The organism is Streptomyces sp. NPDC050423 (assembly GCF_040655445.1).
In the GTDB taxonomy this organism is placed as follows: domain Bacteria; phylum Actinomycetota; class Actinomycetes; order Streptomycetales; family Streptomycetaceae; genus Streptomyces.
This window is the reverse complement of sequence record NZ_JBFAJY010000018.1, coordinates 73,675-99,633: the sequence shown is the minus strand read 5'-3', so window position 1 is coordinate 99,633 and position 25,959 is coordinate 73,675. Positions and strand designations below refer to the sequence as shown.

Genomic DNA, 25,959 nt, shown 5'->3' with positions numbered 1-25,959 from the left:
GTGCGGAAGCGGGGTTGACTCGCCGACAGGTGGCGTCGGCCCGCCGCGCGCAGCGGCGGGCGACATCAGGGGGTGACCAGGCCGTCGCCCACGGGAAGGATGGCCAAGCTCCCCGGCGATTTCCTCGTCCGCCATCGCAATGAACTGGCCGACAGGCTCCGTCGGCGGGGACGCGGAAGAGCCCGCTCCCCCGCCGCCCCGGTGTCCAGGGCAGCGGGGGCAGGCGACCTCGTACCAGCCGTGGAGGAGTACTCCCATGCACCTGCCCCGGTCCTCGTGGCGCAGAACTGCCGCGTGGGCGGCCTCGACCGCCGGTGCTGAGTGGTCCCGGCCCCGCCCGGTGGTGGTGGACGCAGCGATCAAGACGTCCAGTACACGCTCACCGACGGTGGACACTGACGGCATAACCGCCGCCGTCGTAAGGGTCGGCATCCCAGGTGGCGAACCGGTCGACGAGGGTGAGGCCGGCCGCGGCGCAGCAGGCGTCGTAGTCCGACAGTGTGAGGTTGGGCGGCACCGGCAGGTGGGCTGCGTCCAGGCCGAAGCCGGCGACCAGCAGGCCCCCCGGACGCAGCGCCGCGGACAGGTGCTCAACCACCGTGCTCTCGGTGCCGGGGGCGAGCAACGGGAAAATATTGCCCGCAGCAACGACAAGGTCGAAGCCGCCTGCAATCCCGAGGAGGGCGGGCTCGAACTCGGCCAGATCGAGCTGGAACCAGGGCAGTCCAGGCGACTGCTTGCGCGCCACTGCCAGCATCGACGCATCAAGATCCACCCCCACACAGTCGTATCCGAGTTCCGCGAGCCGGATCATGACGCGTCCGGTACCACACCCGGCGTCGAGCACCCGCGCTCCGACAGGCACGAGAGCTGCACAGAACCGCGCCTCACCATGCACGTTCTTGCCACTACGGGCCAGGGTCGCGAATCGCGCGGCGTAGTCCTCCCCGGACGCTTTCCCGGCCAAATCCGTCCAGCGACTCATGAGGACAACCATAGGGCGTCCGTGTGACTACGCGAAGAAGTGGCTGGACCCACAGCGCTGAGGGCCACATCCCGGAGCCTCCCAGTCGGAGTCCGGCGGCCCGAAGAACAACGAGGTCGCCAGGTGCGGCGAGTACCGAACCGAGCGGCTGATCCTCCGGGTACGACGCATGACCGCTGCTGGCCGACCCTGAAAACTCCGCCCGTCGAGGGCGAGTCCGGAACCTACCGCTGAACCGTCACCCCCTGGGTGGCCGCACCTGCCTGCCGGCCGGCCACCCAGGACGCCCGATCTCACCCAAGGAACCAATCAGCCAGAGCAGTAACCCCCGCTCGACCGTCGCCCTGACCGCAGGCGCCGACTGGGGCACCCGTTCCGCCGGGCGGCGACGGCAGCGGGCGCGCCGACGGGACCGGAGTGTGCCGGGGCCCTCGCTGGTAAACTGAGGACACGCTTCGAAACTGTTGGGGCCCGTGCCCGTGGGGTACGGGCCCCGGCGCGTTCCGGGCGCCAGACCGAGGAAGGTGCCCGATGAACGCGAAGCCGCCGGCCCCGAAGGGCGAACTCACAACGCCGCAGACGGCTGCCCCTGGCCTGCCGCCGGTTGAGTCCTTCGACGCACTCGGACTGCCGCCGGAACTTACGGCGACGATGACCGGACTCGGCGTGACAGAGCCCTTCCCGATCCAGGCGGCGACCCTGCCCAACGCGCTGGCCGGCCGTGATGTCCTCGGCCGCGCGCGAACCGGCTCCGGCAAGACGCTCGCCTTCGGACTCGCGTTGCTGGCTCGGACCGCAGGTATGCATGCGGAGCCGAAGCGGCCGCTCGCACTGGTCCTGGTCCCGACCCGGGAGCTCGCGCAGCAGGTGAGCGAGGCGCTGGCCCCGTACGCGCAGGCGCTGAACGTACGGCTGGCGACGGTGGTCGGCGGGCTGGCGATCAACCGGCAGGCGGCGCTGCTGCGGACCGGCGCCGAAGTGGTCGTCGCGACGCCGGGGCGGCTCGCCGACCTGGTATCGCGTCGGTTCTGCGATCTGCGGCAGGTGCGGATCACCGTGCTGGACGAGGCGGACCAGATGTGCGACCTGGGGTTCCTGCCACAGGTCTCGGAAATCCTGGACCAGGTCCGCCCCGACGGGCAGCGGCTGCTGTTCTCGGCCACGCTCGACCGCAATGTCGACCAGTTGGTGCGCAACCACCTGCACGAGCCGGTAGTCGCCTCGCTCGACCGGGTGGCGGGCTCGGTCGCCACGATGGAACACCATGTGCTGAACATCCACCCCGCCGACAAGTACGCGACCGCGACCGAGATCGCCTCGCGGGACGGCCGAGTCCTGATGTTCCTGGACACCAAGGCCGGCGTGGACCAGTTCACCCGGCACCTACGGGCCAGCGGCGTACGGGCCGGCGCCCTGCACAGCGGGAAGTCGCAGCCGCAGCGCACACACACGCTCGCGCAGTTCAAGAACGGCGAGATCACCGTGCTGGTAGCCACCAATGTCGCGGCGCGCGGCATTCACATCGAGGCGCTCGACCTCGTCGTCAACGTCGATCCGCCGGCCGACGCGAAGGACTACCTGCACCGTGGTGGGCGTACGGCCCGTGCCGGGGAATCCGGCAACGTGGTCACGCTGGTCACCCCGAACCAGCGGCGAGACGTGAACCGGATCATGACCGACGCCCGGATCCGGCCGACTGTCACCCAGGTGCGCTCCGGCGAGGAGAAGCTGACCGCCATCACCGGGGCGAAGCGCCCGCCGATCGAAGGGAAGGGCAGCGGCAACGCCCCCTTCCGTGGCATGGGCACTCGTCCGGGCCGCCCCAAGGAGTCCCGCAGAACGGCCGACGCCCGCAAGACGGCGGAAGCACGCGCGGCGGCCCGGGTACGCAAGGGCCGCTGACCCGGGCTGACGTACCGGAGAAGAAGGAGCGAGCGCGTGAGCGAACTGACGAAGCCCAGAATTGAGGTTCTGGAGGGTGACCCGCCCACCGAGCTGACGATCCGGGACCTCATGGTTGGGGACGGACCCGAGGCACAGCCGGGCAGGGTCGTCCAGGTTCACTATGTAGGGGTCACGTTCGCGTCCGGAAGGGAGTTCGACTCCTCCTGGGAGCGGGACCGGCCGTTCAAGTTCGCCGTGGGCGGTGGCAAGGTCATCAAGGGCTGGGACCGGGGAGTGAGGGGAATGAAGGTCGGCGGCCGACGCGAGATCATCGTTCCGCCTCGTCTCGGTTACGGCAGGCAGTCACCCTCTGCACTGCTCCCGGCGGGCTCGACGTTGATCTTCGTCGTGGACCTGCTCACGGTCGTGGGCGGGCCCGCCTGAGCGAGCCCGGCTTGACCGGGGTTTCTTCTTGATTCGGGCTGTCTCAGGGTCATCGTTCTCCTCGGGAAAGGATCCGGCCACAGCGCAACTCAGCGATCACATCCGGAACGACAACGGCTCCTCAGGGCCTGATGTTGCCGGCGCGCGAGAGCAGCAGGTGCAGCGGGTCGGTCTTGGGGTTGGGCGAGTCCCGGCGTCTGCGGTCGCGGGCCGCGACAGGTGCGCCGATGAGCGTCAAGGCCAGTTGGGCGGACAGGGGTGCGGCGCTTCCGTAGTACTCGGCGCAGCAGGTCTGCAGGCGGGCGATGCGGGTTGCCAGGTCGCTGAGGGAGAGGACGCCGAGGGTCGCGCTGGTGGTAATGCCATTTACCCGGTCGAGTGGGAGGTCGTGGAAGTCATCCAGCAATTGGAAGACCTCGCCCAACTCGACGAGAATGTCGCGCTCTGCTTCAGACATTCCCGGGCGGAGCAGAGCGAACAGGGCAGCCATCCCCAGCCCGCCCTTCCCCCGGGTGATGTCCAGCACTTCGGCTGCTGAGATGTGGGAGCCCCGCTGGGCACGGGAGCGCAGTTGGAATGTGTGGAGTTCCCGGATGAGCGAGTGGATCGGGTCGCCGGCTGAGTGCGGCAGCCGTGCAGCGATCGTGGAGTGCAGGAGCAGCAGCAGGGCTTCCAACGGACTGCGGGGGCGGAAGGTCCCGCCGGCGAACAGGGCGGTCAAGTCGCTGTCCAGGCCCTCACGTTCGCAATGGTCGATGAGATCGTCGTACAAACGTGTGAACGAGCTGCCCAGGACCGTCAGCTCGGCATCGAACGGCACGCGCGCCATGGTCGCGTACCCCCACATGGCGAGCCCCACCTTCACACTCGTGCCCATGAAGGACCTCTGGATCGTGTGCCGCAGGGTCGCGTCGCTGACCGTACGCTCGACAAGCGGAAGCACGCTGCGGTCGAAGGCGCGCAGCACTCGCCGAGAGTCAGTGCGGACGAACCTCAGAAGCGAACCCCACCCCCTCGCTGAGACGGCGCACCGTAAGACCGCCACCGCATCACGTTGTACCTCACGTTTCGCGTCCCCCATTCAAGAAGGCTTACCGCACTCCGCCCGGCATAGTCCATCGCCGGCTGCGCATCCACAGCATGGGGTGTTCGGGGTGACACGGCGTGGCATTCGGGTACGTTCTATTGGAGGAGCACGGGGGCCGGGATGGGCGGGCGGACGTGAACACTTCAGCCGGGGCAGCCACATCGTCCGAACCGTCGGACCGGCAGTTCGGGACGCCGCGCCCCGACCTGCAAGTGCCCCTGTACCCGGCGGGCTCGCGGTTCGCTGGGTTGGCCAGAATGACCCTGGTGCGGCTGCGAACTCCCCGATTCGCCGAGGCGCAGGCTGCGAACCGCTGGGGCCTGCTGGTTCTGGCGCTGCTCTGGGCGGGGCAGTTCGTGGTTGCGCCCTCGGCACGTTCCTACCTGGGCTGGACGCTGGTGGTGCTGTTGCTGTGGCTGCTGACCCGTGTGTACACATTGAGCAGGATCGAGCAGCGTCAACGCCTCTACGAGCAGCAGTGGTTGGCAGCGCAGACTGCGGTCCTGCGGGACACCTGGTTCGAGGTCGTGCGGTTCACGGCCCATCGTCGGTACGGTCCAGACCTCGACCGCTGGGACGAGTCGAAGTACGAACTGACCTGCTCCCATGATGTACGTGAACTCCTGGCCCGCCAAGAGTCCGAGCGGGGGGCAGGCCCGTCCTCAAAAGTCACCATCGAGTTCACGTTCCCCCTGCCCGAGTGCCAGTACGCGGCCCTGGCCCTTGCGCATGCGGATCTGGCAGGGATTGAGACGGTCGTCACCGGGCGACGCTCGCGCTCCGGAGGCGTTCGCTTCCCGCACGCCGCCTACCACGCCGCGGCACCCCACGGGCGGCGCGACAGAGCTCGACCGAGTCGCAGCACTTTCTGGGTGCTCGGCGTACCTGTGCTCTCCATGGCCGCTCCCGACACCGCATCCGCCACGCAGGCCGACTCGTCAGTCGGCGCCCGGTGAGCCCGGCGACGCCGGAGAGGGAGCGGTACGGCCTGCCGCCAGGCGGTGCTGCAGGGTAGCGTGCCGGAACTGGTAGTGCGCACCCGTCGAGCGCAGGACGCCGAGCTTGTGAGCGTCGTCGAGAAACGCGACCAGATGCCAAGGAGTGTGGGCGCGCCAGGCCAGCCACCAGCGGGCCGTGAGGAAGCGGCCCCATGCGCTCGTCGCCAGCACGACCATGCCGAGACCGCCCCCGGACAGCAACGCGCCAACAAGGGCCCCCATGACGCCCTGCACCAACGGGGACACCGAGAAGACCAGGTCATAGCGCGCCTCGTCGCTCCCGGCCGTGGCGAGGAAGCCACCCACGACCAGACCCGCCACCGATCCGAGCAGCCAGACGTACAGCACCGCGTTGCGATCGTCCAGCAGGGAGCGACGCGGCGTGATTTCGTGCTTCGGCTCCGTGGGCCGGGTGAATCGGCGGGCCGTGGAGAAGACGAGGCCGAAGGCGAGGCCTGCGGTCAACCCGAACGTGGGTGAGTACAGCAGCGTCGCGATGAGCCCGCCGGTGACGAGGCCGATCAGACCGAAGCCGAGATCGATGAGCAGTGGACGCACCAGCAGTTGGTTCTGCTGTCGGACGCGGCGCGGTGCGAAGCGCCGTGGTGGTTGCGCTCTCACCAGGCCGAGCAGGGGACTGAACACCATGCCGACCGCGGCGCCGAACAGGGCTCCGAACGCCGGGCGTCCGAAGAGGCCGAAGACCAGCAGGCCGAGCAGACAACAGCTCGCCGTGCCGATCACCGCGGGGACTACGACAAACGCGTAGCGGGGCACCCCGGCGAGCGCACGCAGCGCCCACCAGTTGAGATCGGCTGCGCCGTGTTCGCCGCCGCGGCGTCGGGAGTCAAGGCAGCCTGCGAGGAACGACAGGTATCTCTTCGCCTCGGGTGCCGGCCAGTCGCGGGAGGGGCGGGCCGGATTGCCTTCGTAGGCGCCCACCGGCGGCGACTCGAATACGACCGGGACGAACATGTCGAGGAGATGCTCCTCGATCTGCTCGCTCGCTTCGAACCGGGCCCCATCGAGGAGCTCTTCCGGGGCACTGCCCCGGGGCTGGTACGTGGCGCGAGCCAGGAAGAGCATCAGTGGCCGGGACAGGGTGGTGGCCAACGGGCCTGCGGCATCCTCACGCAGGCTGCGCAGGACGGGCTGCCAGCGGTCCAGATCGTCGGCGTCGGGGAAGTGGGACTCCAGGTACGTGACCGTGTCCTCGGGCAGCAGCGGCAGCAGACGCACCGTCCGACTGTCCAGGAAGGGTTCCTCGGCAGTCGTCGCCTGGAACTCAGCCGAGCAACAGGTCAGGACGGTGTCCGCCGGCAGGTGGGTGTTGTCGCGTAGCGTCCTGATCACCTGGGCGCGTGTCTCGGGCGGCAGCTCATCGAGTCCGTCGAGAATCGGCAGCAGCCGGCGGTGGAGGAACAGTTCCATGGCCGAGCCCTGGCCGTACTTGGTCGTGTCGTTGAGGAACCGGTAGTCCTCCGTGACGCGCCGCACCATCCAGTCCTGAAAGCTCACCGCCGGGTCCCAGGTGGACAGCTGGAGCAGCACCGGCACACGCTGCGGGTCGGCTCTACCGCACAGCGCCAGCGTAAGGGCGACGCACAGCCCAGTTTTTCCGGAGCCCACGTCGCCCACGATGACCAGGCGGGAGGGTTGGGCAAGGTAGTCGTCGATCAAGGTGTCGAGTGTGCCGTGTCGCGTCAGGGGACTGGTGTCCCCTGCGAGAGCAGCACGGGAGCGCGGATCATGGACGGTGTCCCAGCGGACGGGGATGCGGTCGACCACGAGATACTGCTTGCGCCGACCTGCCTCAGTGGTCCAGTGGCGCTCCACCGCGTGGTTCAACGCCACGGCGGCGGCGTCAAGTTGAGCGCCCTCGCTGGGTACGGCGTTCCACGCCCAGGTACGTCCGATGATGGCTTTGGCCGGGGAGGCGACCAGGATCGTCCCGCCGATCCCCAGAGCCGCCGTCACCGGCTCGAAGCCGAACTGGACCACCGCCCAGACGACCGCTCCGACCCCCGTCAGCCAGAGAGCCAAGATCCATCGCTCTCTGTTCGTCATGGAATCATGAAATCTCAACTCGACTGAATCGTCTATAGGATGGACGGTCTCCAGTGGTCAGAGCCTCGCATGTACCGACCCCACCAGCTCGGGTACCGGCTCACGGTCAAGGCCCGGTCGGCCCCCTGGTAGCGAGGCCGGCGGGCAGGCGCTGCCGCAGGTCAGCGTGGGGCCTTCCGCAGAGCTGCCGCAAGTGAGGCGACGGCTGCGGGATTGCGCGGACTCTCGACGAGGTCCACGTAGTCGAGGACGACGATGCGGTCGTTCTTGATCGCCGACACATTGGCCAGCGGCGGGTAGGACTTCAGGAACTTCCGCTTCCGGTCTGCGCTGGTGTCCCCGTAGTTGTTGATGACGATCACCTCGGGATCCCGCTCGACGACCGTTTCCCATCCCACTGTTGTCCACGTGTCCTTGAGGTCCTTCATGACGTGATCGCCGCCGGCCCTGGTGATGATGTCGTGCGGTCCGGCGTAGGCACCCGAGGTCAGAGGCTTGTCCCGGCCGTCGTCGTAGAGGAACACCCTCGGCCGGTCGGCGCCCTTCAGGGCAGTCGCCTGCGCCTGGGCCACCTCCTTCCGGAACCGTGCGACCAGGGATTCGGCACGCTTCTCGACGTCGAAGATCTTCCCCAGGTTCCGGAGATCGGTGTAGAGCGCGTCGAGTGGCGGCATCACTCCTCGCGCCTTCCCCTGCCCGTTGCGGCACGACTCGCTCAACAGGTAGGAGTCGATGCCCACCTTCTTCAGGGCTGCCGGGGTGAATCCGTCCCCCTCGTTGAAGCCGTAGTTCCAGCCCGCGAAGACCAGATCGGCGCGTGCGTCGAGGACGAGTTCCTTGTTGATCGTCTCCTTGGACAGCCAGGCGGTCTTCTCGTAGCCGTCCTTCCAGGGGACGGACGTCGGATCGCCCTTGTCGTCGGGCATCACGTAGCCCGCCATGTGGTCATCGAGTTCCAGGGCGAACATGATCTCGGTGATACCGACGTCGTTGGTGACCACGCGCTGCGGGGCCTTGTCGTAGGTCTTCTTCTCACCGCAGTTCTCGACGGTCACCGGGTAGTGGCCCCCGGCCGCAGGTGCGCTCTTGTCGTCGTTTCCGCCCTGTGGGGTGATCTCGGCGCCGCAGCCGCTGAGGGCCGTGGCAGCGGTGAGGGCGAGGCAGAGTGCGGCAGGACGTATCAGGCTGGGCATGGTGGCAGTGCTTCCTTAGGAAGGGGTGACGGGGAGGAGGCGGTCGAAGATCAGCTGTACGGCGCCGGTCTCCGGGTGCGGTACTCGATGCGCCCGGACGCCGAATACCTCAGCCAGGAGCTCAGGGGTGAGTACGTCGTACGGGGCGCCTGACGCGACGATCCGGCCCCTGTCGATGACATGGAGAACGTCGCAATGGACGGCGGCGAGATTGAGGTCGTGCAACGCCGTGAGCACGGTCAGTCCGCTGGCACGCACCAGGGCCAGCACTTCCAGCTGCTGGGCGATGTCCAGGTGGTTGGTGGGCTCGTCGAGCACCAGCGCCCGTGGCTGCTGCGCCATGGCGCGGGCAATCAGGACCCGCTGCTTCTCGCCTCCGGACAGGGTCAGGAAGCCTCGGTCGGCCAGGTGGCCGGCCCCTACCTCCGCCAGCGCCGCCTCGCACGTACGCCGGTCCTCCTCGGACGCACGCGTCGTCGGCCCCTGGTGGGGCATCCTTCCCATCGCCACGATCTCAGCGACGGTGAAGTCGAACTCGTAGGTCGACTCCTGGGGAAGCGCGGCCAGCCGGCGGGCACTCTCACGCGGACTCAGGGCGTACAGGTCCTCACCGCCGATCCGGACGGTTCCGGCAACGGGGCTCAGGGCCCGGTAGACACAGCGCAACAGGGTTGACTTCCCACTGCCGTTGGGCCCCACCAGGCCGACGAGCTGAGCGTCGCCCGCCCGCAGCGTGATCTCCTCCACCAGACGCGCGCCGGCGATCTCGACCGTCAGTGCGTCGATATCGATCCGCATCACGCGCCCCCGAAGGTGTAGGAGCGGCGGCGCATCAGCAGGACGAAGCACGGCACGCCGATCATCGCGGTCAGCACGCCGACCGGCAGTTCGGCCGGGGCGAGCAGCACGCGCGAGAGGATGTCCACCCAGATCAGCAGGACGGCCCCCGCGAGCGGTGCGACGGCCAGCAGACGGCGGTGATCCGCGCCGACCAGCATGCGTGCGGCGTGCGGGATCATCAGGCCGACGAAGCCGATCGCGCCACTCACCGCGACCAGGGCCCCTGTGACCGCGGCGGAGACCAGGAACAGCTCCTTGCGCAGCCTCCCCGCGTCCACTCCCAGCGCGGCGGCTGTCTCGTCGCCCATCGCCAGGGCATTGAGCCGGCGCGCCGACCACCCGAGGTGGGCGAGGCCGCCGATCGTGGCGCCCGCGGCAATCGGTACGGAGGACCAGGTGGCACCCCCGAGACTGCCCAGCATCCACATCATCGCGGAGCGGGCGGCCTCGCCCCGCTCCGCGGCGAACACCATGAACGTCGTGATGGCCGAGAAACCGTAGTACATGGCCGTGCCCGTCAGGACCAGTCGCAGCGGAGTCAGTCCGCGAGCGGTGCGGGCGACCGCGTATACGAGCATCATCGCGAGGAGTGCGGAGAGGAAGGCTGCCGTGGACAGGGCCCAGATGCCGAGCGCACCGAAGACTCCGAAGATGAGTACGGCGTTGGCACCGACGGCCGCGCCGGAGGAGATACCGAGGACGAACGGGTCGGCCAGGGCGTTGCGGACCATGGCCTGCACCGCGACGCCGATCGCGGACAGGCCGGCCCCGACGACCGCGGCCAGCACGGCTCGTGGAAAGCGCAGCTCCCACACGATGGTGTACCCGGGGACGTCGCCAGGAGCGATCTGCTGTCCCGTCAGACCGGCCCAGAGGTAGCGCGACGCCTCTCCCCAGGAGATCCCTGAGGCACCGATTCCGGCGCCGCAGACAAGGGAGAGAGGCAGCAGGACACACAGAGTGATCACCAGCAGGGACAGGGGTACGCGCCGGGGAGGGGCGGGCCCGCCACCGGCACGCGCCGCGCGCGAGGGCGGGGCAGGTATGCGTTCGAGGGGAGTGACCACGATCGGATCGCTTTCACCTCAGGCCGTGCACCTGCACGATCGAAGGAGCGGCCCGGACGCGAAGCGCCCTGTGCAGCGCCTCTCGCAGTCCACGGCGAATTGACAGGAGCTTTCACCGCCGCGGGTAATCGGGCTCGCGGAGCCATGAGGAGGGCTCCGCCTACCGTTGCGGGTCAGCGCCGGAATTCGACCGGACTTCCCCCGTGGGGCGTGAGCAGCTTACGGGTACCGCACGGCGCCCTCCTCCTCGCCCCTGCGCCCCGATCGCCCCTGAGCGGTCCCTGACCCGGCCGGAGAAGCCCCTGACCGGGGCACCACACGGGCGACGGCTACCTCACCGACCTGACGGTCCCGGCACGGGGCACCAGCTGCCCCACCGTGCCGTCCTGACCGCTCGGCGGATCGGAGGGCGATGACCGGGCGGGCCGTGGGTCTTCCCAGGAGGCCGCGCACAGGGACTCGGCCACGGCAGCCGTGTAACGGGCGGCGGTGAGCCAGTACATGGCGAAGCCGTCGGTGTCGGCGGGGAGGAGGCGGCCGAAGAGGTCGCGATCGCGTTGGGCCGCAGAGGCGCACAGCGCGGTCAGGAGCCCGGCGGCCGTGTGGAGGCCCGCGCGGCTGATGCGGCGGGTCTCGGCGGTGACGTCACCGAGCATGCCGAGGGCGGCCCGGCCCGCCGGAACCGTCTGTTCGACCCGGCGCTCCAGCAGGAACAGGGGCGAGTGCGCGCCGGACCCTCCGGGCTGTGGCGGGGCGAGGTGGACGGTGGCGGCCGGGTCCGGGAGGTCGGCGCGGCGCAGGCGGTCGAAGCCGAGGTCGATCGTGCCCTCGCCGGTGGGGTGCGAGCAGGCGAGGAGAGTGAGCCGGGGGTGAAGGGCGGGCACCAGGCGGCCGATGATCCTCAGCCGGGTCCCCGGCGCCGTGGCCAGCAGCATCAGGTTGTCGCGGTGGGCCAGCGCCGGATCGTCGTCGGCGACGGTGAGCCGGACGGCAACGCCTCCCTCGCACAGCGCGAGCAGGCAGGTGCCGCCGGACTCCCTCACGGCGCCGATGAGTTCGACGTCCAGGAAGAGCAGGTCGCTGCCACCGCCGTCCGGGTCCCCGTAGCGGGAGATGGACCGCAGGGCGCGGGCGGCCTGTTCGGACGGCGGCGTCTCCCACAGAGCGGCGAGCGGCGCCTGCGTCCACGCCGCGCCCCGGGCGGTAACGGCCTTGACACCCTGCCCGGCGCCCAGTCTGCCGTCCGGCGAGACCGTAGCCCCCGAGACCGCCAGACCGGCCCGGCCCAGCTCCCGGTGGGTGAGCGCGCTGTCCCCCAGGCGCACCGCCCGGTCGGCCACGCCCAGAGCGCGCCCGACGCCGCCGGGTGCCACGTCGCCGACCGTGCAGAGGCGGCCGTCGGATCCGGCGACCCAGGTGCGGACGCCGCCGTGCCCCGAGTCCGTGACCACGGGTTCGGTGAACAGGCCGTACAGGCGCAGCGCGCCACCCGGGCTGTACGGGCGGCGCACGCGGCCTCTGACTGCGGCCAGCTCCGCACCGGACGCCGTCCCCACCCGGTGTGCGGTGCCCAGGAGTTCGGCCAGGGCGGTGACGAGCTCTGCGGTGCGGTAGGACGGGTCCCCGGCGCGGGCCGCGCGCAGCAGCGTGACGACGGCCAGCGCGGCGCCTGCGGCGCGTGGCAGTTGCCGGAGCCGTGCGGTGTGCGCGGCGCGGAGGAGGGCCGCCTGGGTGACGGCGCCGGCCCCGTCGGCGCCGGCCTCCAGCACGGCGGCGCCCGCCGACCACAGGGCGTCGGCCGCAGCGCGCTGGGCCGGGCTCGCCACCTCGGGCGAGGAGGCGGAGTCGGAGGTGGGGTCGGGGGCCGGCGTGGGGTCCGTGGCGGGGGCAGAGTCGGCGGTCGGGACGGGGGCCGTAGCGGAGGCCAGTTCGGGGGTCGCCCGCGTGGGGCGGCCGGCGGTCTCCGGCACCGGGTCCGCCATGGGGGCGGCGCAGGCGGCGGCCGCGCGGTGGACGCATGCCGGGGCGAGGAGGCAGCCGCAGGTGATGGCGTCCGCCGTCGCCACCACACCGCCCGGGGCGTGCAGGCGCAACTCGGTCTCGTCGTCGACCGCGATCGTCACCGTGCCCCCGTCGCGGCGCGTCGGGCGGGCGCCGAGTTTGGTGACCGCCGCATCCAGCCGCTTGCGCAGCCGGGGCGAGAGGTCCTCCACCAGCGTAGCCGTGACCTCCGGCGCGACGGGTGGCAACTGAACGGCGGTCATGCGGTCTTCTCCCCTATCCAGCGGGCCAGTTCGAGTGGGCTGAGGGCCGCCACGGGCATGCCGGCGGCCACGAGCTGCCCGGCGACGCCCGTCGAGTAGCGGGGCCGGCCGGCGTCGTCGAGGCTGGCGCACCCGAGGACGTGGCAGCCGGTGGTCACCAGGGCCCGCACCTCGGCCAGCAGTCCGCCGAGCGGGGCGCCCTCCTCGAAGTCGCTGATCACGACGACGAGGGTGCGGGAGGGCACCTCGATCAGGCTGCGGGCGTGCCGCAGCCCGGCGGCGATGTGCGTGCCCCCGCCCACGCTCACCTCCAGCAGGAGGGAGAGGGGATCGTGCACATGGCCGGTGAGGTCGACGACCTCTGTGGAAAAGGCCAGGAAATGAGTGCTCAGGGTCGGCACCCCGGCGAGCACGGAGGCGGTCAGCGCGGACCAGATCGTGGACGCCTCCATGGATCCGGAAACATCGGTGACCAGGATCAGGCGCCAGTCGGCCGACCGGCGGACGCGGCTGCGGAACACCGGCTTCTCCGGGATCACCCGGACCGTTCCGTCGGCCGCCCGGCGGGCGGTGGCCAGGTTGGCGCGCAGCGTGCGCGGCAGGTCGAGCCTGCCACCGGGGCGGCGGGTGGGCCGGGCCGTCATCGCGCCGGTGAGGGCGGGGCGCAGCCGGGTGGCGAGCTGCCGGGTCAGTTCGTCGACCAGGCGGCGGACCAGGGGCCGGAGCGCGGCGAGGCGGGCCTCGGGGAGGCCGCCGGCGTACCGCAGGATGGTCCGGAGCAGTTCCACGGAGGGGGCGGCGGCCTCCGGGTCCAGTTCGGCGAGGACGTCCTGCCGGCCTGTCCCGGCCGCGGTGGCGAGGACCTCCTCGCGGATGCCGGGGCCGAACAGCGCGGCCAGTTCCTCGGACCACTCGCGGACACCGGGGAACGACGGTTCCCGGCCGCCGCGCGAGCCGCCCCCGTGACCGGGGCCGGGCAGGCCGCCGCGGGATCCCTCGCCGTGTCCCGCGCCGTAGAGCTCGTCCAGAGCGGTCGCCAGGCGGGCGGCGCCGGACGGCAGTCGGTCGGAGCGCCGGCCGAGTACGAGCCGCCACCGGTCGGCGGGCGCGAGGGTCCGCACGCGGGCGGCCTCGGTGGAGGCTCCGGTGGTGGGGCGGCCGGCGGACAGCGGTGGGAGGCGGTCGTCGTGCGCGGGTGGCGGGACGGGCAGGCCGAGGCCGGTCAGGAGCTCGCGGGCCGCGAGGTCGGCGGCCGTTCGGCGGGCCAGTTCGGCCGGATCGTCCGCGTCGAGGTCGTCCACCCGTTTGCCCAGCCGCTCCTCGACGGTGTCCAGCAGCCGGTCCCGGGCGGCCGGGCTCAGGGTGTCGAAGCCACCGCGCAGGGCCGGCAGCCGGGCCAGGAACGCGGTGTCGTCCAGCTCGACGACCCGGTGCAGCAACGGGTCCAGGGCGCCGGAGCCGACGGTCAGGAGGGGGCCCGCCACCGTCAGTACGCCGGTGAGGCGGGCGGTGAGCGCGGCCCGGGAGGTGCTGTCCACGGCTCCGTCCACCCAGGAGGCGACGCGCCCCCCGAAGCTCGTGGCCTCTTCGTGGCCCGTGAGCACCCTGACCGCTCCGGCGGCCGCGGCGATCAACGGCGTCCCGTCGGCGGCCAGCCGGGCGAGGGCGTCGGTGAGCCGGATGCCGCCCAACCGGTCGGCCCGCTGGGACAGTTCGAGCAGCGCTCGGGCGTCCTCGGTCTCCTCGGAGCCGGTCAGGCCGTCGACCTGGCGGACCGCGGCCGAGGTCAGGAGTTCGGCCGCGTGCGCGGTGCGGGCCGCACGGGCGGAGGCGGTGGTGTCCGGGGCCGAGTGGTCGTCGGGTGCGGTCGGGCCCGACAGGTGGCCCGCGTCGATGCGGTCCAGCAGGTCGAGCCCTCCCAGGAGTTCGGGAAGGGTGCCGCTCGCTGGGAGTACGGCCGCCAGTTCCGTCAGCCGTTCGTCGGCCAGGGCGGGGAGCCCGCACTCGGCGGCCTCCGTGAGCCCGCGGACGACCTGGGCGGCCGTCGGACCGTCCGCCTCGCACTCCGCCGCATGCCGCTGCCGCAGAACGCCCTCGGCCGCCTGGACCGGGGTGACGCCGCGGGCCCCGGCCGCGGTGAGCATCGCGGCCGTCGCCGGGGTCCACCGCACCTGCCAGCGCGTCGTGAGTCCTTCGGTGCCCGCCGCGCCGGTCACCTGCTGCTCCTGCGCGTACGGGATGCCGCACACCGTCAGCCTGCGCAGCAGCAGTTCGCGGCGCCGGTCCAGGGCGGATCGCGCCGGGTCGAGCCGGAGGTCGCGCGGTGTCTTCTCGTGCGCGTCCTCGGGGCCGGGGAGGGCGAGCGCCGCGGTCTCGGCCTCGACCGCGGGGCCCAGTCCGCTGCGCGGAGCGGCGGGCGCGGGGCGTCCGGTGCGGGCTCCGACGAGTACGCGTTCGAGGGCCAGGGCGACGGCGCGGCCCGTGCCGTAGATCTCGCCGCGCCCCAGCACCGTCTGCACGGCTTCCAGGAGTTCACCGCGGCCGGGGGCGGGCAGGTCGCGCAGACGGGCCAGGTCACCTGCGACCCGGACGACCTCCCGGCCGTCCGCCGGGCCGTAGGGGTGGCCCTGTTCGCGCAGGGCGGCGCAGATACGGACCGCGGTGCGGATCAGCGCTTCGTGCAGCGCGGCCGGGTCCCCGGCGGCGTCCAGGACGGTGTGCTGCCACTCCGGGTCGCGGATTCCGGCCGGGTAGCCGGACCGTGAGTCGAGCAGCGGGTACGTGTACGGGATCAGGGAGACCGTGCAGGCCGCCGTCCCGGCGGCGCCGCTCGCACGGCCGTCCGCGCCGGACGCTTCCGGCGCGGACTCCGGTACGGGACCCCCGGTGGCCCCGGCGGCGGACGGCAGCAGCGCCGGGGCGTGGAAGGCGCCCACCACCACGGCGGGCCGTTGCCCGCTCGCCAGGGCCTGCGCGACATGCCCGCGCATACACGCCTCGCGCACCAGGTCCGTGCCGTGCACCCCGTCCCGCGCCTCGGCCTCGTGGCGCAGCGCCCAGCCGGTGAGCAGGGCCGCACGGCGGAGCGCCTCGGGTGTCGAGCCGGGCGCGAGGGCCTCGACCAGCCGGTCCCACAGGTCGTCCCCCTCCCGGCCGGTGAGCCGGGACCGGAGCGCGCCGGACAGCCCGTGCCCGTCCCCCGGCACGGGCGCGGAGTCGGCGCCCGGGACCGGGGCGGGGGCGGAGGTGTCCGGACCGCCCACCGCCCACGCCCGGTCGGCCAGCGGCAGGTCGCAGGCCACCGCCGGGACCCCGTTTCTCGCCGCCCAGCGCAGCGCGGCCAGTTCGGGCGAGAAGTCCGCGAACGGGTAGAAGGCCGGGCCCCGTTCGCCTGCCGAGCCGGCCGCGGGCCCGTCGGCGGGCACGGCGGCCAGCGCCACCGGAGCGTCGGTCTCCTCGTGGGCGAGCCAGCCAAGCCAGGGCTGGAACTCGGCGGGCAGTTCGACGAGGAGGACGTCGGGGGCCGCCGCGTCCAGCAGAGCCGGGAGGGCGGCCGCCAGCGAGGGCGCGTGGTGGCGCACCCCGATCAGGAACGGCAACCCGGGCCCGGTCGCCGCGAGCGCCGCCACCGCGGCCTCCGGGGTGGCGGGCGGCGCCTCGGCGGTGGGCCGTGTCCCGGTGGTGGACGACGCCTCCATGGCGGACCGCGTCCCGGGGATGGTCGACTCGCTCATCGTTCAGTTCTCCAGCACCGCGCGCAGGTCCCACAGGGCACGCCAGGTGGCCGCCCCCTGCTCCGCGCGCCTGCGCACCGGCCCGTCCCAGTACCCGAGCAGCCGTGCGGCGTCGGCGGGGTCGTCCTTGCGGACGACACCGAGCAGATGGCCGGGCAGGAGGGACAGCACGTCCCGGTCGCCGGGGAAGTAGGCGGCGGCCAGGCCCAGGGCGCCCGCCACGGAGACCGCCTCCGCCGTGCTCATCACCGTGGAGGGGCGCTCGACCTCCCAGCCCTCCACGGAGCGGCCCTCGCGCAGGTCCCGGAAGGCGGTGACCAGGGCTTCGAGGACCGCGTCGTCCACCTGGAAGCCGGCGCCCACTCGTTCGACGGCCGCCCGCGACTGGCGCCGGACGAGCGCGGTCTCGGCGTCCACGTCCCCGATGGGGCCCACGGTCTCGAAGTTGAAACGCCGCTTCAGGGCGGCGGACATCTCCGAGACGCCCTTGTCCCGCAGGTTGGCGGTGGCGATGAGGGTGAACCCGGGGGCGGCGTGCACCTGGGCGCCCTCGCCGCCCGCGAGTTCGGGGACCGCGATCCGCCGCTCGGAGAGCAGGGACACCAGGGCGTCCTGGACCTCCGGCAGGCAGCGGGTGACCTCCTCGACGCGGGCGACGGCCCCCCTGGTCATCGCGGCGAGTACCGGGGAGGGCACCAGGGCCTGCTCGGTGGGGCCCTGGGCGAGCAGCAGCGCGTAGTTCCAGCCGTACTTGAGCTGGTCCTCGGTGGTGCCCGCGGTGCCCTGCACGGTGAGCGCGCTGGTCCCGCAGACGGCCGCCGACAGCAGCTCGGAGAGCATGGACTTGGCGGTACCGGGTTCGCCCACGAGGAGGAGTCCGCGCTCTCCGGCAAGGGTGACCACGCACCGTTCGACCAGGGCGCGCTCGCCGACGAACTTCTGCTCGATCACCAGGCGGCGCGGCACCCCGGCGCCGGGCCGGGCGCCCTTCGGCAGGCTCAGTGCCTCGCCCGCGCTGCCCATGACGAAGGCGACGACGGCGCGCGGAGTGAGCAGCCAGCCCGGTGGGCGGGGCCCGGAGTCGTGGGCGGCGAGGAAGGCCAGCTCGGTGGCGTACCGGTCCTCGGGCAACGTGACCTGGCGGTGTCCCGCGCCCGGCTCCGTCGCCCGGTCCGGGACGCCGCCCGTTGTGGTGCTGTCCACGGTCGTAATCGTGGTGTCGTTCGTCATCGGCGGCGGCCCTTCCGGGGTGCGCGGGTGTCCAGTTCTTCGAAGGCCGGGGCGTCGCCGCCGCGGACCCGCGCCCAGGCGGCTGCGAACAGCGCGGGCACGGGGAGGTGCGGCAGGGTCCGGGCCGACCCGGCCACGGGGTACAGGCGTTCCTTCCAGGTCTCCAACGGCAGCCCGGGGGCGCCGCGTTCGAGCCAGCCGCAGGGGAGGAACAGGGTGCGGCCGGCGCGGGAGCGCTTCGCCTCCACGACGAGGCCGGTGGCGGCGAGTTCCGCCCTGGCCTTCTTGACCCGGGCCGGCTTCCACTCGGTCCAGCGGACGCAGTTGCGGTCCGTCGGGTCGGGCAGGGCGAGCAACATCAGGTAGAGGGCGGCGGCGTCCGCGCTCAGGCCGAGGGCGTCCACGGCCTCGGCCACCAGGTCCGGCACCGCACGCGTCGGGTCCTGGGCCGGGTGGTGCGGGGAGCCGTCGGGGGCGCCCGCCGAGGCCAACGCGTCCGTCTCCTCGCCCAGCAGTGCGCGCAGGGCGAGCAGATCGACGGTGCCGTAGCCGCCGACGGTGCCCTCGACGAGGCCGTACGCGGGGTCGTCGGGGCCTGCCAGGCCGGCCGGGCGGATCAGCAGCTTCTCGCTGTCGCCGTGGCTGGGGGCGAGGAGCAGTGCCGTGCCGGCCCGGACCAGCCCGTCGGGGCCGGCGCCGCCGGACTCGGGGAGCCCGTGGGCAGCGCGGATCACGGGGCCGATCGAGCCTCCCGACTCGGTCCGGTCCAGGCCGAGGTCCAGCACCAGGCCCGGGTCGGCGAGGCGGCCACGCAGGGCCGCGAGCCCCGTGGGCAGGTGCGCCCGCAGAGGATGCCCGTACGGCAGCGTGTAGGCGAGGGTGCGCAGGGCGGTGAGGGCTGCGGAGACCGCACCGCGTGCGCCCACCCGGCGCAGGGCCGGGCGGCCGGTGCCGTCCTCGACATCGGTGCCGTGGGCGAGCCAGGTCCGGGAGCCCGGGTTGAGGAGCAGGTCGACGGCGCCCGGGGTGGTGCCCGAGAGGTCGAGGTCCAGTGCCTCGGGGACGCGGACGAGGGAGGCCAGACGCTTCTGCCAGACCTCGGCGGCGGCCGCGACATCGGGGCCCGTGGACCACAGCGCGGCCGGGTCCGCGGGCAGCAGTGCCTGGAGCAGGGCGTGCCGGTCGTCGTGAGGCAGGGCGTCCAGCCTGCCCTGGGCCGCCTCAAAGGCACGCGTCTTCACCCCGAGGAGCGCGAGCGCGTCGGCGCCGGGCTCATCGACGGCCGCGGAGAGCAGGGCGACGGACTGGAGCGGGCCGATTCCGGTGGCCGTGTCGAACGCCTCGGCGGCCTCCGGACGCCAGGGTGCCGGGCCCTGCTCCCGTACCAGGGCGGTGAGCCGGGTGAGCCGGTCGCGGGCGATGCCGTGCCGGTGTACGTGCTCGTGGTCCAGGGTGAAGCCGGGGACGGGACCGAAGGCGCCGGTCGGGTCATGGTCCAGGGCGAGCCAGCGTTCCGCTTCGCTCCGGAAGTTCCGGCCGCGGTTGGCGAGGACCACGACGGTGCGGGCGCCCCTGCGCAGCACCTGGCCGAGGCGGTCCACGGTCTCGGGGCGTCCGGGTCCGGCTGTCCCCGCACCGAACGGCTCGACCAGCTCCACCCGCCGGACCGTGCCCGCCGGGTCGGCCAGCGGGCCTGCGGCGAGGGTCTCCAGGAACACGAGGAGCCCGCTGCGGTGCTCGGGGGAGGTGGTCGCGGAGGCGGCCCGGTAGGCCAGTTCGGGGAGGTTGTCGAGGAGCGAGGTCCAGGTCAGGGCCTCGCTGGGCACGGTGTACTCGTCCCGCTGCCAGCCGTCGGCAGGGGTGAACGGGACCTTGGACGTGATGGGCGGGCCGAACGCCGGCTCGCCGCCGAGGACATGGTTGACGGCGAGGATCTGCCGGATCACGGTCCACCGCTTCCCGGCTCCCCACCAGCCGCCGCGCATCCGCTCGGAGCTCCAGGCTGAGGCGGTCTGCAGGGTCGTGTCGTCGCCGTGCTCCGGCTCGTGTTCGAAGAACATGCCCTGGACGCGCGCGGTGTCGCGGGGCGTGGCCGGCTGCGCGGGCCTGGGCGGTTCCAGGTACCGGGCGGCTGCGGCAGCGCGGTCCACCGCGTCCCGGAGGACAGCGGTGACGCCCGCGAGGAGCCGTGCGTCGGACACCTCGGGCAGCACCCGGGCGACGGCCTCCTCGCTCACCTGCCGCGACGAGGGCCCGGTGTACTCCTTGACGGCCCGGAACGCCTCCAGGTGCCGGGCGACCGCGGCGGCGACCTCCTCGAACAGCTCCCCCGCCCGGGAGTCCGTCAGGCTCCGCAGGGCGGCGGAGCCCCGTTCGTCCCTCGGGCGCAGCGCGTGCCAGTAGGCGACGGGAGGCACGTAGGGGGTGCCCGCCGCGTCGTTCCCACCGGAGGAGTCGGTGGTGACCGACCACAGGCAGCCACCGACGCCGTCCGTGTCCGCCGGGTACGCCGCGACGGAGCGGTGGTACAGGGCCACGAGAGGCCGTGACCCGCCGGGCAGGGTGAGTGCGCCGAGCGGCACCGGGAACCCGCCGCCGGGCAGCGGGTGCGGCAGGGTGACCGTCTGGCCGTCGGGGGTGCCTGCGACGATCCGGTGCCCGTCGGCGGGGGCGGCCGTGCCGGGCTCGGTGGCCGTGCTGCGGACCCAGCGGCCGAGGACCGTGCCGTCCGTGCCGAACGGGGTGCTCTCCAGACCGGGTTGGAGGGGCAGCACCTGGCAGTGCTCGGTGAGCAGCCGGGTGCCGTCCCGCACCCCGGAGCGGAGGAAGGCGGGCAGGGATGCGCGGCCGTGCGTGCCGCCGGCCGGGTCGTATTCCAGCCACACCCGCTGCGTGCCCTGGTGGCCTTCCCGCCAGTGACCGGTGCCGTCGGAGATGACGGCGCGCTGGGGCGGGAGGGAGGTGTCACCCGCGTGCAGGGCCTTGCCGCCGGTGGCGCGTCCGCCGTCGGGCAACGGCAGGCAGACCTCGTCCGAGGGGCCGGAGCCACCCCAGCGGGGTATCTGCTCGCCGCCGACGGTGAACAGCTCGGCGGGGCGGTGCGACCAGTAGCCGCGCTGCTTGCCGTCCTCCCACCAGATGACCAGCAACTCGCCGTCGACGTAACGGAAGGCGGGTGACCGCCAGTGGTCGACGGTGGCGGGCAGCCGCAGGGTGTGCCGCAGCAGAACGCCTTCCGGGCCGACGACGACGGCCCGTTCGAGCGTGTTCAGGATCAGCGCGGGCCAGGCGCCGGTGACACCGACGCTCTCCGACCGGCGCCGCCGCTGCTGCACAGCGGTGGATTCGGCGGCCAGTTCGGCGTAGGTCGCGTCGAGCGCGGGCCAGCCCAGTTCGTCGAGGACGCCGGTGCGCAGGGTCGCAGCGAGCAGCGGCACGACATCGTGGCCCTTGAGGAGCCGCACGGCCCCCGGGGCGACGTCCGCGACCACGGTGCGGAACAGCGAGAGCCTGTTGAGAGCGGCTTGCAGCCCGGGGAGCCCTCGCGCGGCCGTGTACTCCTCGGCGCAGGCGGTCAGCCACTCCCGCAGGATGCCGGAGAGCACGGGGTGCGCCGCCAGCTTCGCCAGGCCGGCGTCGCTCAGCCGCTGACCGTGCCCGTCGCCGAGGGCGCCGACGGTCCGGCGCAGAAGGGCGCGGAAAGCCGGCTGTCCGGAGACGGCGGTGAGGTCCCGCGCGCCGAGCGCGGTGTCGGTGAGCCAGGAGCCGAGCGGGAGGCCGGGGCCCTGCGCGGTGCCCGTGTCCTGCTCGTCCGGTTCGGCGACGGGGATGTCGGAGGCCAGGCAGAAGTCGAGGAGGTCCAGGTCGGCGTTGCGCTGCCAGCGGCCCTGGAACAGCTCGATGGGGCGCCCGTCGGCGCGCAGCCGGTCCGCCATCCGGACGGCCAGGTCGAGGGTCCGGGGGCTGCGGCCTGCGGTGGCCCGGTCGCGCCGGCGGTGTGCCTCCCAGCGGGCGAGCCAGTCCGCCGGGGAGACGGAGGGGGCGTTCCCTGCCGTGTCCGGGAGGCCTGTCAGCAGGTCCTCGGCGCCGGACTCGGCCAGCAACGCGAGCCAGTCGGATTCGCCGGCCTTCTCCCGGCCGCTCTCGCTGAAGGTCTCCGGGAAGAAGCCGAGGAGCCGGGCCCGCACGGACTCGTCCCGTCGAGCGAGGGCGACGATCGCGGAGCGGTAGGCAGCCCAGAACGAGGCGGGGGCGCGGACGACTCCCGGGGAGCCGATCAGATCGGCCACCAGCTCGCGTTCGGCCGCCTCCCGGTCCAGCCCGGCGGCCTTGACCAGCGCGCGCACGTCCTGCGGCAGCGCCGCGTACGGGGGCATGCCGGCCGCGCAGCGCTCGACCAGCAGACGGCGGAACTGCGCCCAGGCGTCCGCCGGTGCGAGCCGGGCCACCAGGTCCCGTACGTACTGCCGCAGTGCCTTGACGGTCAGCGCGCCGGCGAAGGCGAACTCCAGGAAGACGGCCCGCTGCCGGTCCTCGTCCACGACCAGCCGGTGCACCCGCTCGGCCTCGCGGGCCTTGCCGAAGAAGGAGGCGGCGTAGGTGGTGTTCTCGGCCTGGAGGAAGAGGCGCGCAACCTGCTCGTAGTAGGTGGGGAGGAAGTGGGGTACGGCCCGGCCGAGCCGGCTGCCCAGTGCGTCGAAGCCGTCCTTGGCCGCTCCGGCGCGGGTCCTGGCCTGCCGGCCCAACCGCTCGATGTCCTTCACCAGGGCCAGGGCGTGGTGCCCGTTGGCCGGGTCGTTGACCAGCGCCCAGGCAGGGAAGCCCAGCGCCTCGCGGCGCACCTGGCCCACGACTGGGGCCTCTGCGGACCGGGCCAGCCCGAGGAACTCCAGGGCCAGGTCCTCGGCTTCACCGAGGGTGCCGGGCACGAGCCGGACCACGGGGCGGTCGCCGAGGGCGGTGTGCGTGTAGGTGCGGGCGGTCAGCGCGTCGGCGTCGTCCCGCTCTGTGGTGCCGGCCGGGAGGATCGCGCCCGCGTCCAGCAGGGCCGCCGCGCGGGCCTCGGCCACGGGGGTGGAGGTACTCCCGCCGCGGGCCTGGGCGGGGAAAGATGCCGTGCCCGCTGCCGTCGTGTTCGTGTGGGTGTCCGTCGTCGTGGTGCTCATGCCGCCCGCTCCTCGTCCGCCACGTCGCGGCCGGCGTGGAGCGCCGCCGCCATGCGCATGCCCTCGGACCACGCGACGGGGCCGACCTCGGCGGCCGTCAGCGCGCGCCCCGCGGGGTCGGTCCAGCCCAGGGGGCCCGTCTCGGTGCCGTACTCGTCGTATCCGTCGTGCTCACCGATCCAGATGCGGGCCTCGGTGGTGGCGCCGTCCTCGACGACCGGGCAAACCGCGTATCCGCCGCGCGACCGGTACCCGAGTTGGGTGACGCGGCCGTGCAGGAAGCGCAGTTCCTTGAATACGCCGCCGGCGTAGGTGTCCACGGACGTGGTGTCCGGGGCGAGGCCGGGCGGGCGGCGCCACACCTCGCGGAACAACTGGTCCACGTTCTGGCGCACCCCCAGTTCGACCGCGAACTCCCGCAGCTCGTCGAGATCGTCAAGGAGGACGGGGTGGGGCACGCTGACGACGTCCGGGGTGATGCGGACCGTGTCGCCGTCCAGGTCGACGAGGCCGAGGCCGCGGTGGGGGTCGACATCACGCAGGAACCCGGCGACTCCACCGTCCACGCCGGTGACCACCACGTCCCGCAGGGCCGTCTGCCACGCGGGGTCGGGCCAGACCCGGGTGAGCACGGCAGTGGGGACGGGCAGCGAACGCACCATCCACTGCTCGATCTCGGTCAGGCACTGGTGTGCGTGCTGCTCCAGCCACTCGGTCAACTGCCGGAGTCCGACGACCGCCGGGTCGTCCTTCAATCTGGCCGGGACGGACTTCAGCCGCCGGCCCTTTCCATTGCGGCAGACCACCGTGCCCGCCTCCAGGGCTACTTCGTAGTCGCCCGCCGGAACCCACCCCATGCGCTGTTCTCCCCATTGTTCCGCACGGCCGCCGAACCGGCGGCACGCTGATGAAACCCGTCAGGGGCAACGCACCGTGACGAGTGGGAGAGACTCTAAGCGCCCCCTGTGACAACGGGCTCAGCCCTCCGCCTGATCAGCCGGGTCCGCGCCGGTCAAGGGCCTTGGCCGGACATGGGGTTTCACGCTGTCGGCCGGCGAGGCGAGGAATGGCCACCGATTCACTCTGCAATCGTTGATCGAACCGTCGTTCGATTGCACGGTGAGCGGCTCAACGGACGTTGGATGAATGCAGCGAACAGGGTGCGCTTCGGCGTGAGCGATGAGTTCGGGGAACGGATCGAGTCTGCCCTGTATGACTCGCATCAGCATCGGCACCTCCGCCTCCGTCTCTCCCGACAACTCCGTCACGGGGCGGCCCGACCACCCTGTCGACGCCCATGAGATCGCCTTGGGCATCGAGTCGTTCGGTGACGACGACGCGCCACTCATCCTGCTCGCGGGCGGGACCACCATGCTCTCCTGGCCCGACGCGCTGTGCGAGCGCCTCGCCGGGGGCGAGCGCCGTGTGGTGCGCTACGACCTGCGCGACAGCGGGGAGTCGACGAGGGCGGACCCGCAGGCGCCCGCCTACACTCTGCGCGACCTCGCCGCCGACGCGGCGGCCCTTGCCGACGCGCTCGGCGGGCGGCCCGCGCACCTCGCGGGCATCGGCGTCGGCGGGATGGTCGCCCAGGTGGCCGTGCTCGACCACCCGGGCACGTTCTCGGCGCTCACCCTGGCCGGCACCCGCGCGGTCGCCCCCGGCCCGCCCGATGAGGACCTCCCCGACCATGACCGGGCGACGATGAGCCGGCTGTTCGCGCGCCCGATGCCCGACTGGACCGACCGCGAGGCGGTGGCGGAGTTCGCCGCCGACGGCGCGGAGATCCGCGGCGACGACCCCGCTGCCGCACGCGCGGTCGCCGGGCGCGTCTGGGACCGCACACCCGGCTCCACGCCACCGGTCCACCTGGCCAACCAGCTGGGCATGGTGTTCTCCAGGCTCGACTGCACACCCCGTTGGCGCGAGCGTCTGTCCGAGATCGCGGTCCCCGCACTCGTCGTCCACGGCCGCCGCGACCCGTTCTTCCCCGTCGGCAACGGCGAGGCCATCGCACGCGAGATCCCCGGCGCACGGCTGCTCGTCCTCGACGAGGCCGCCACCGCGATCCCCGACGCGGCGGCCGACGAGGTCGCAGAGGCGATGCTCACCCTCGGACAGATCGGATAGGAGGACGGGTGCCGAGGACAGGCGAAGGGCACGTCGCCGGCTTCACGCGGGACAGCCGCCGCACTCCAGCAGGCATTTACCGCATCCTCATAGGGACGCTCGACCGCATGCAGGTCCCTACCGCGCAAGTCCCCCTCCGTTCGCGCACGCACGGTACGGAGCATCGGCGGCACGGCCTCTAGGAGCGATCTTGGTCAACCCAGGAAGCTCAGCCGCACTTGACGGTCGGCGTTGTCCACGTTCGTGTCCACCAGGCACACCGACTGCCACGTCCCCAGCTCCAGCCGCCCCGCGATCACCGGCAGCGTCGCGTGCGGCGGTACGAAGGCCGGGAGTACGTGGTCGCGGCCGTGGCCGGGGCTGCCGTGGCGGTGTTGCCAGCGGTCGTCGGCGGGGAGCAGTGCGTGCAGGGCGGAGAGGAGGTCGTCGTCGCTGCCCGCGCCGGTCTCCATGACCGCGATCCCCGCTGTCGCGTGCGGTACGAAGATGTTGAGCAGGCCGTCCCGGCCCGCGGCGGCCCGGGTGAGGAACTGTTCGCAGTCGGATGTCAGATCCGTGACGGTCTCCGTGGTTCCCGTGGTGATGTGCAGGACGCTGGTGGTGAAGGCGGTGGGCATGGCTTCATTCTCCTGCCCGTACGGCAGGATCGCGCGTCCACGTGCCGAGACACCATTGACCGTTTCCTCAAGGGATCGCTACCTTCAGCGCCATGTTCCGATCAGCTCTGCTCACTTCGCGCGGTCACATCGACCTGCTGCGAGTGGCCTCCGCCGCGTGTTGTCGCGGCTGCTGACGTTCTCTCAGTGCATTTCCCGTCAGTGACCGGGCGCGAGACGCCCGCACGCTCCTGACGTCGTACGCGTCCTGCCCC

Annotated in this window: 17 protein-coding genes and 1 riboswitch; of the genes, 5 read left to right on the top strand and 12 right to left on the bottom strand. The window is 72.6% G+C overall.

What is annotated here, in order from left to right; translation table 11 throughout:
• Positions 1-379: 379 nt before the first annotated feature.
• A complete protein-coding gene (locus tag AB0I52_RS16015; protein ID WP_363072894.1) occupies positions 380-985 on the bottom strand; it encodes a class I SAM-dependent methyltransferase in 606 nt (201 codons plus the stop codon).
• A gap of 531 nt (positions 986-1,516) precedes the next feature.
• Here AB0I52_RS16015 and AB0I52_RS16010 point away from each other — a divergent pair.
• On the top strand, positions 1,517-2,887 hold the full coding sequence (locus AB0I52_RS16010; protein ID WP_363072892.1) for a DEAD/DEAH box helicase: 1,371 nt from the start codon (positions 1,517-1,519) through the stop codon (positions 2,885-2,887).
• 36 nt (positions 2,888-2,923) lie between these two features.
• Positions 2,924-3,313, top strand: coding sequence for an FKBP-type peptidyl-prolyl cis-trans isomerase (locus AB0I52_RS16005; RefSeq protein WP_363072890.1), 390 nt, complete (start codon positions 2,924-2,926; stop codon positions 3,311-3,313).
• A 121-nt stretch (positions 3,314-3,434) separates the two neighbouring features.
• Here AB0I52_RS16005 and AB0I52_RS16000 read toward each other — a convergent pair whose 3' ends face one another.
• On the bottom strand, positions 3,435-4,280 hold the full coding sequence (locus AB0I52_RS16000) for a class 1 isoprenoid biosynthesis enzyme (protein ID WP_363072888.1): 846 nt from the start codon (positions 4,278-4,280) through the stop codon (positions 3,435-3,437).
• Between the two features lie 377 nt (positions 4,281-4,657).
• Here AB0I52_RS16000 and AB0I52_RS15995 point away from each other — a divergent pair, with 377 nt between their 5' ends.
• Entirely contained in the window at positions 4,658-5,356 is a 699-nt protein-coding gene (locus tag AB0I52_RS15995) for a hypothetical protein (RefSeq protein ID WP_363072886.1), read from the top strand.
• Here the strand turns inward: AB0I52_RS15995 and AB0I52_RS15990 are convergent.
• From AB0I52_RS15990 to AB0I52_RS15950, 9 genes are all read right to left on the bottom strand, one after another.
• Positions 5,339-7,465 carry an NACHT domain-containing protein gene (locus AB0I52_RS15990; protein ID WP_363072884.1) on the bottom strand — a complete coding sequence of 709 codons (2,127 nt, stop codon included), beginning with the start codon at positions 7,463-7,465 and terminating at the stop codon, positions 5,339-5,341. The genes AB0I52_RS15995 and AB0I52_RS15990 overlap by 18 nt on opposite strands.
• 161 nt (positions 7,466-7,626) lie before the next feature.
• Positions 7,627-8,658, bottom strand: a complete 1,032-nt coding sequence (locus AB0I52_RS15985; protein ID WP_363072882.1) for an ABC transporter substrate-binding protein — start codon at positions 8,656-8,658, stop codon at positions 7,627-7,629.
• 15 nt (positions 8,659-8,673) lie between these two features.
• On the bottom strand, positions 8,674-9,456 hold the full coding sequence (locus AB0I52_RS15980) for an ABC transporter ATP-binding protein (RefSeq protein WP_363072880.1): 783 nt from the start codon (positions 9,454-9,456) through the stop codon (positions 8,674-8,676).
• Entirely contained in the window at positions 9,456-10,565 is a 1,110-nt protein-coding gene (locus tag AB0I52_RS15975; RefSeq protein WP_363072878.1) for an iron ABC transporter permease, read from the bottom strand. The genes AB0I52_RS15980 and AB0I52_RS15975 overlap by 1 nt, the downstream gene beginning before the upstream one ends.
• A gap of 101 nt (positions 10,566-10,666) precedes the next feature.
• Positions 10,667-10,818: riboswitch (cobalamin riboswitch) on the bottom strand.
• 76 nt (positions 10,819-10,894) lie between these two features.
• Positions 10,895-12,829: a hypothetical protein gene (locus AB0I52_RS15970; RefSeq protein WP_363072876.1), complete on the bottom strand. Its 1,935-nt coding sequence runs from the start codon at positions 12,827-12,829 to the stop codon at positions 10,895-10,897.
• The gene (locus AB0I52_RS15965; protein WP_363072979.1) at positions 12,826-16,527 is read right to left on the bottom strand and encodes a DUF5682 family protein; all 3,702 of its coding nucleotides are present in this window, start codon (positions 16,525-16,527) and stop codon (positions 12,826-12,828) included. Before AB0I52_RS15965 ends, AB0I52_RS15970 begins: the two co-directional genes overlap by 4 nt.
• Before the next feature lie 39 nt (positions 16,528-16,566).
• A complete protein-coding gene (locus AB0I52_RS15960; protein WP_363072874.1) occupies positions 16,567-17,793 on the bottom strand; it encodes an AAA family ATPase in 1,227 nt (408 codons plus the stop codon).
• Positions 17,790-22,958 carry a hypothetical protein gene (locus tag AB0I52_RS15955; protein ID WP_363072872.1) on the bottom strand — a complete coding sequence of 1,723 codons (5,169 nt, stop codon included), beginning with the start codon at positions 22,956-22,958 and terminating at the stop codon, positions 17,790-17,792. The genes AB0I52_RS15960 and AB0I52_RS15955 overlap by 4 nt, the downstream gene beginning before the upstream one ends.
• Entirely contained in the window at positions 22,955-23,815 is an 861-nt protein-coding gene (locus tag AB0I52_RS15950) for a DUF4132 domain-containing protein (protein ID WP_363072870.1), read from the bottom strand. The genes AB0I52_RS15955 and AB0I52_RS15950 overlap by 4 nt, the downstream gene beginning before the upstream one ends.
• 355 nt (positions 23,816-24,170) lie before the next feature.
• Here AB0I52_RS15950 and AB0I52_RS15945 point away from each other — a divergent pair, with 355 nt between their 5' ends.
• Positions 24,171-25,088 (top strand): alpha/beta hydrolase, encoded by a 918-nt coding sequence (locus AB0I52_RS15945; RefSeq protein WP_363072869.1) that lies wholly within the window; start codon positions 24,171-24,173, stop codon positions 25,086-25,088.
• A 194-nt stretch (positions 25,089-25,282) separates the two neighbouring features.
• Here the strand turns inward: AB0I52_RS15945 and AB0I52_RS15940 are convergent, their stop codons facing one another.
• Entirely contained in the window at positions 25,283-25,705 is a 423-nt protein-coding gene (locus tag AB0I52_RS15940) for a YjbQ family protein (protein ID WP_363072867.1), read from the bottom strand.
• 92 nt (positions 25,706-25,797) lie between these two features.
• Between AB0I52_RS15940 and AB0I52_RS15935 the strand changes: the two genes are divergently transcribed.
• Positions 25,798-25,881 (top strand): putative leader peptide, encoded by an 84-nt coding sequence (locus AB0I52_RS15935; RefSeq protein ID WP_311307964.1) that lies wholly within the window; start codon positions 25,798-25,800, stop codon positions 25,879-25,881.
• The last annotated feature ends 78 nt before the right edge of the window (positions 25,882-25,959 follow it).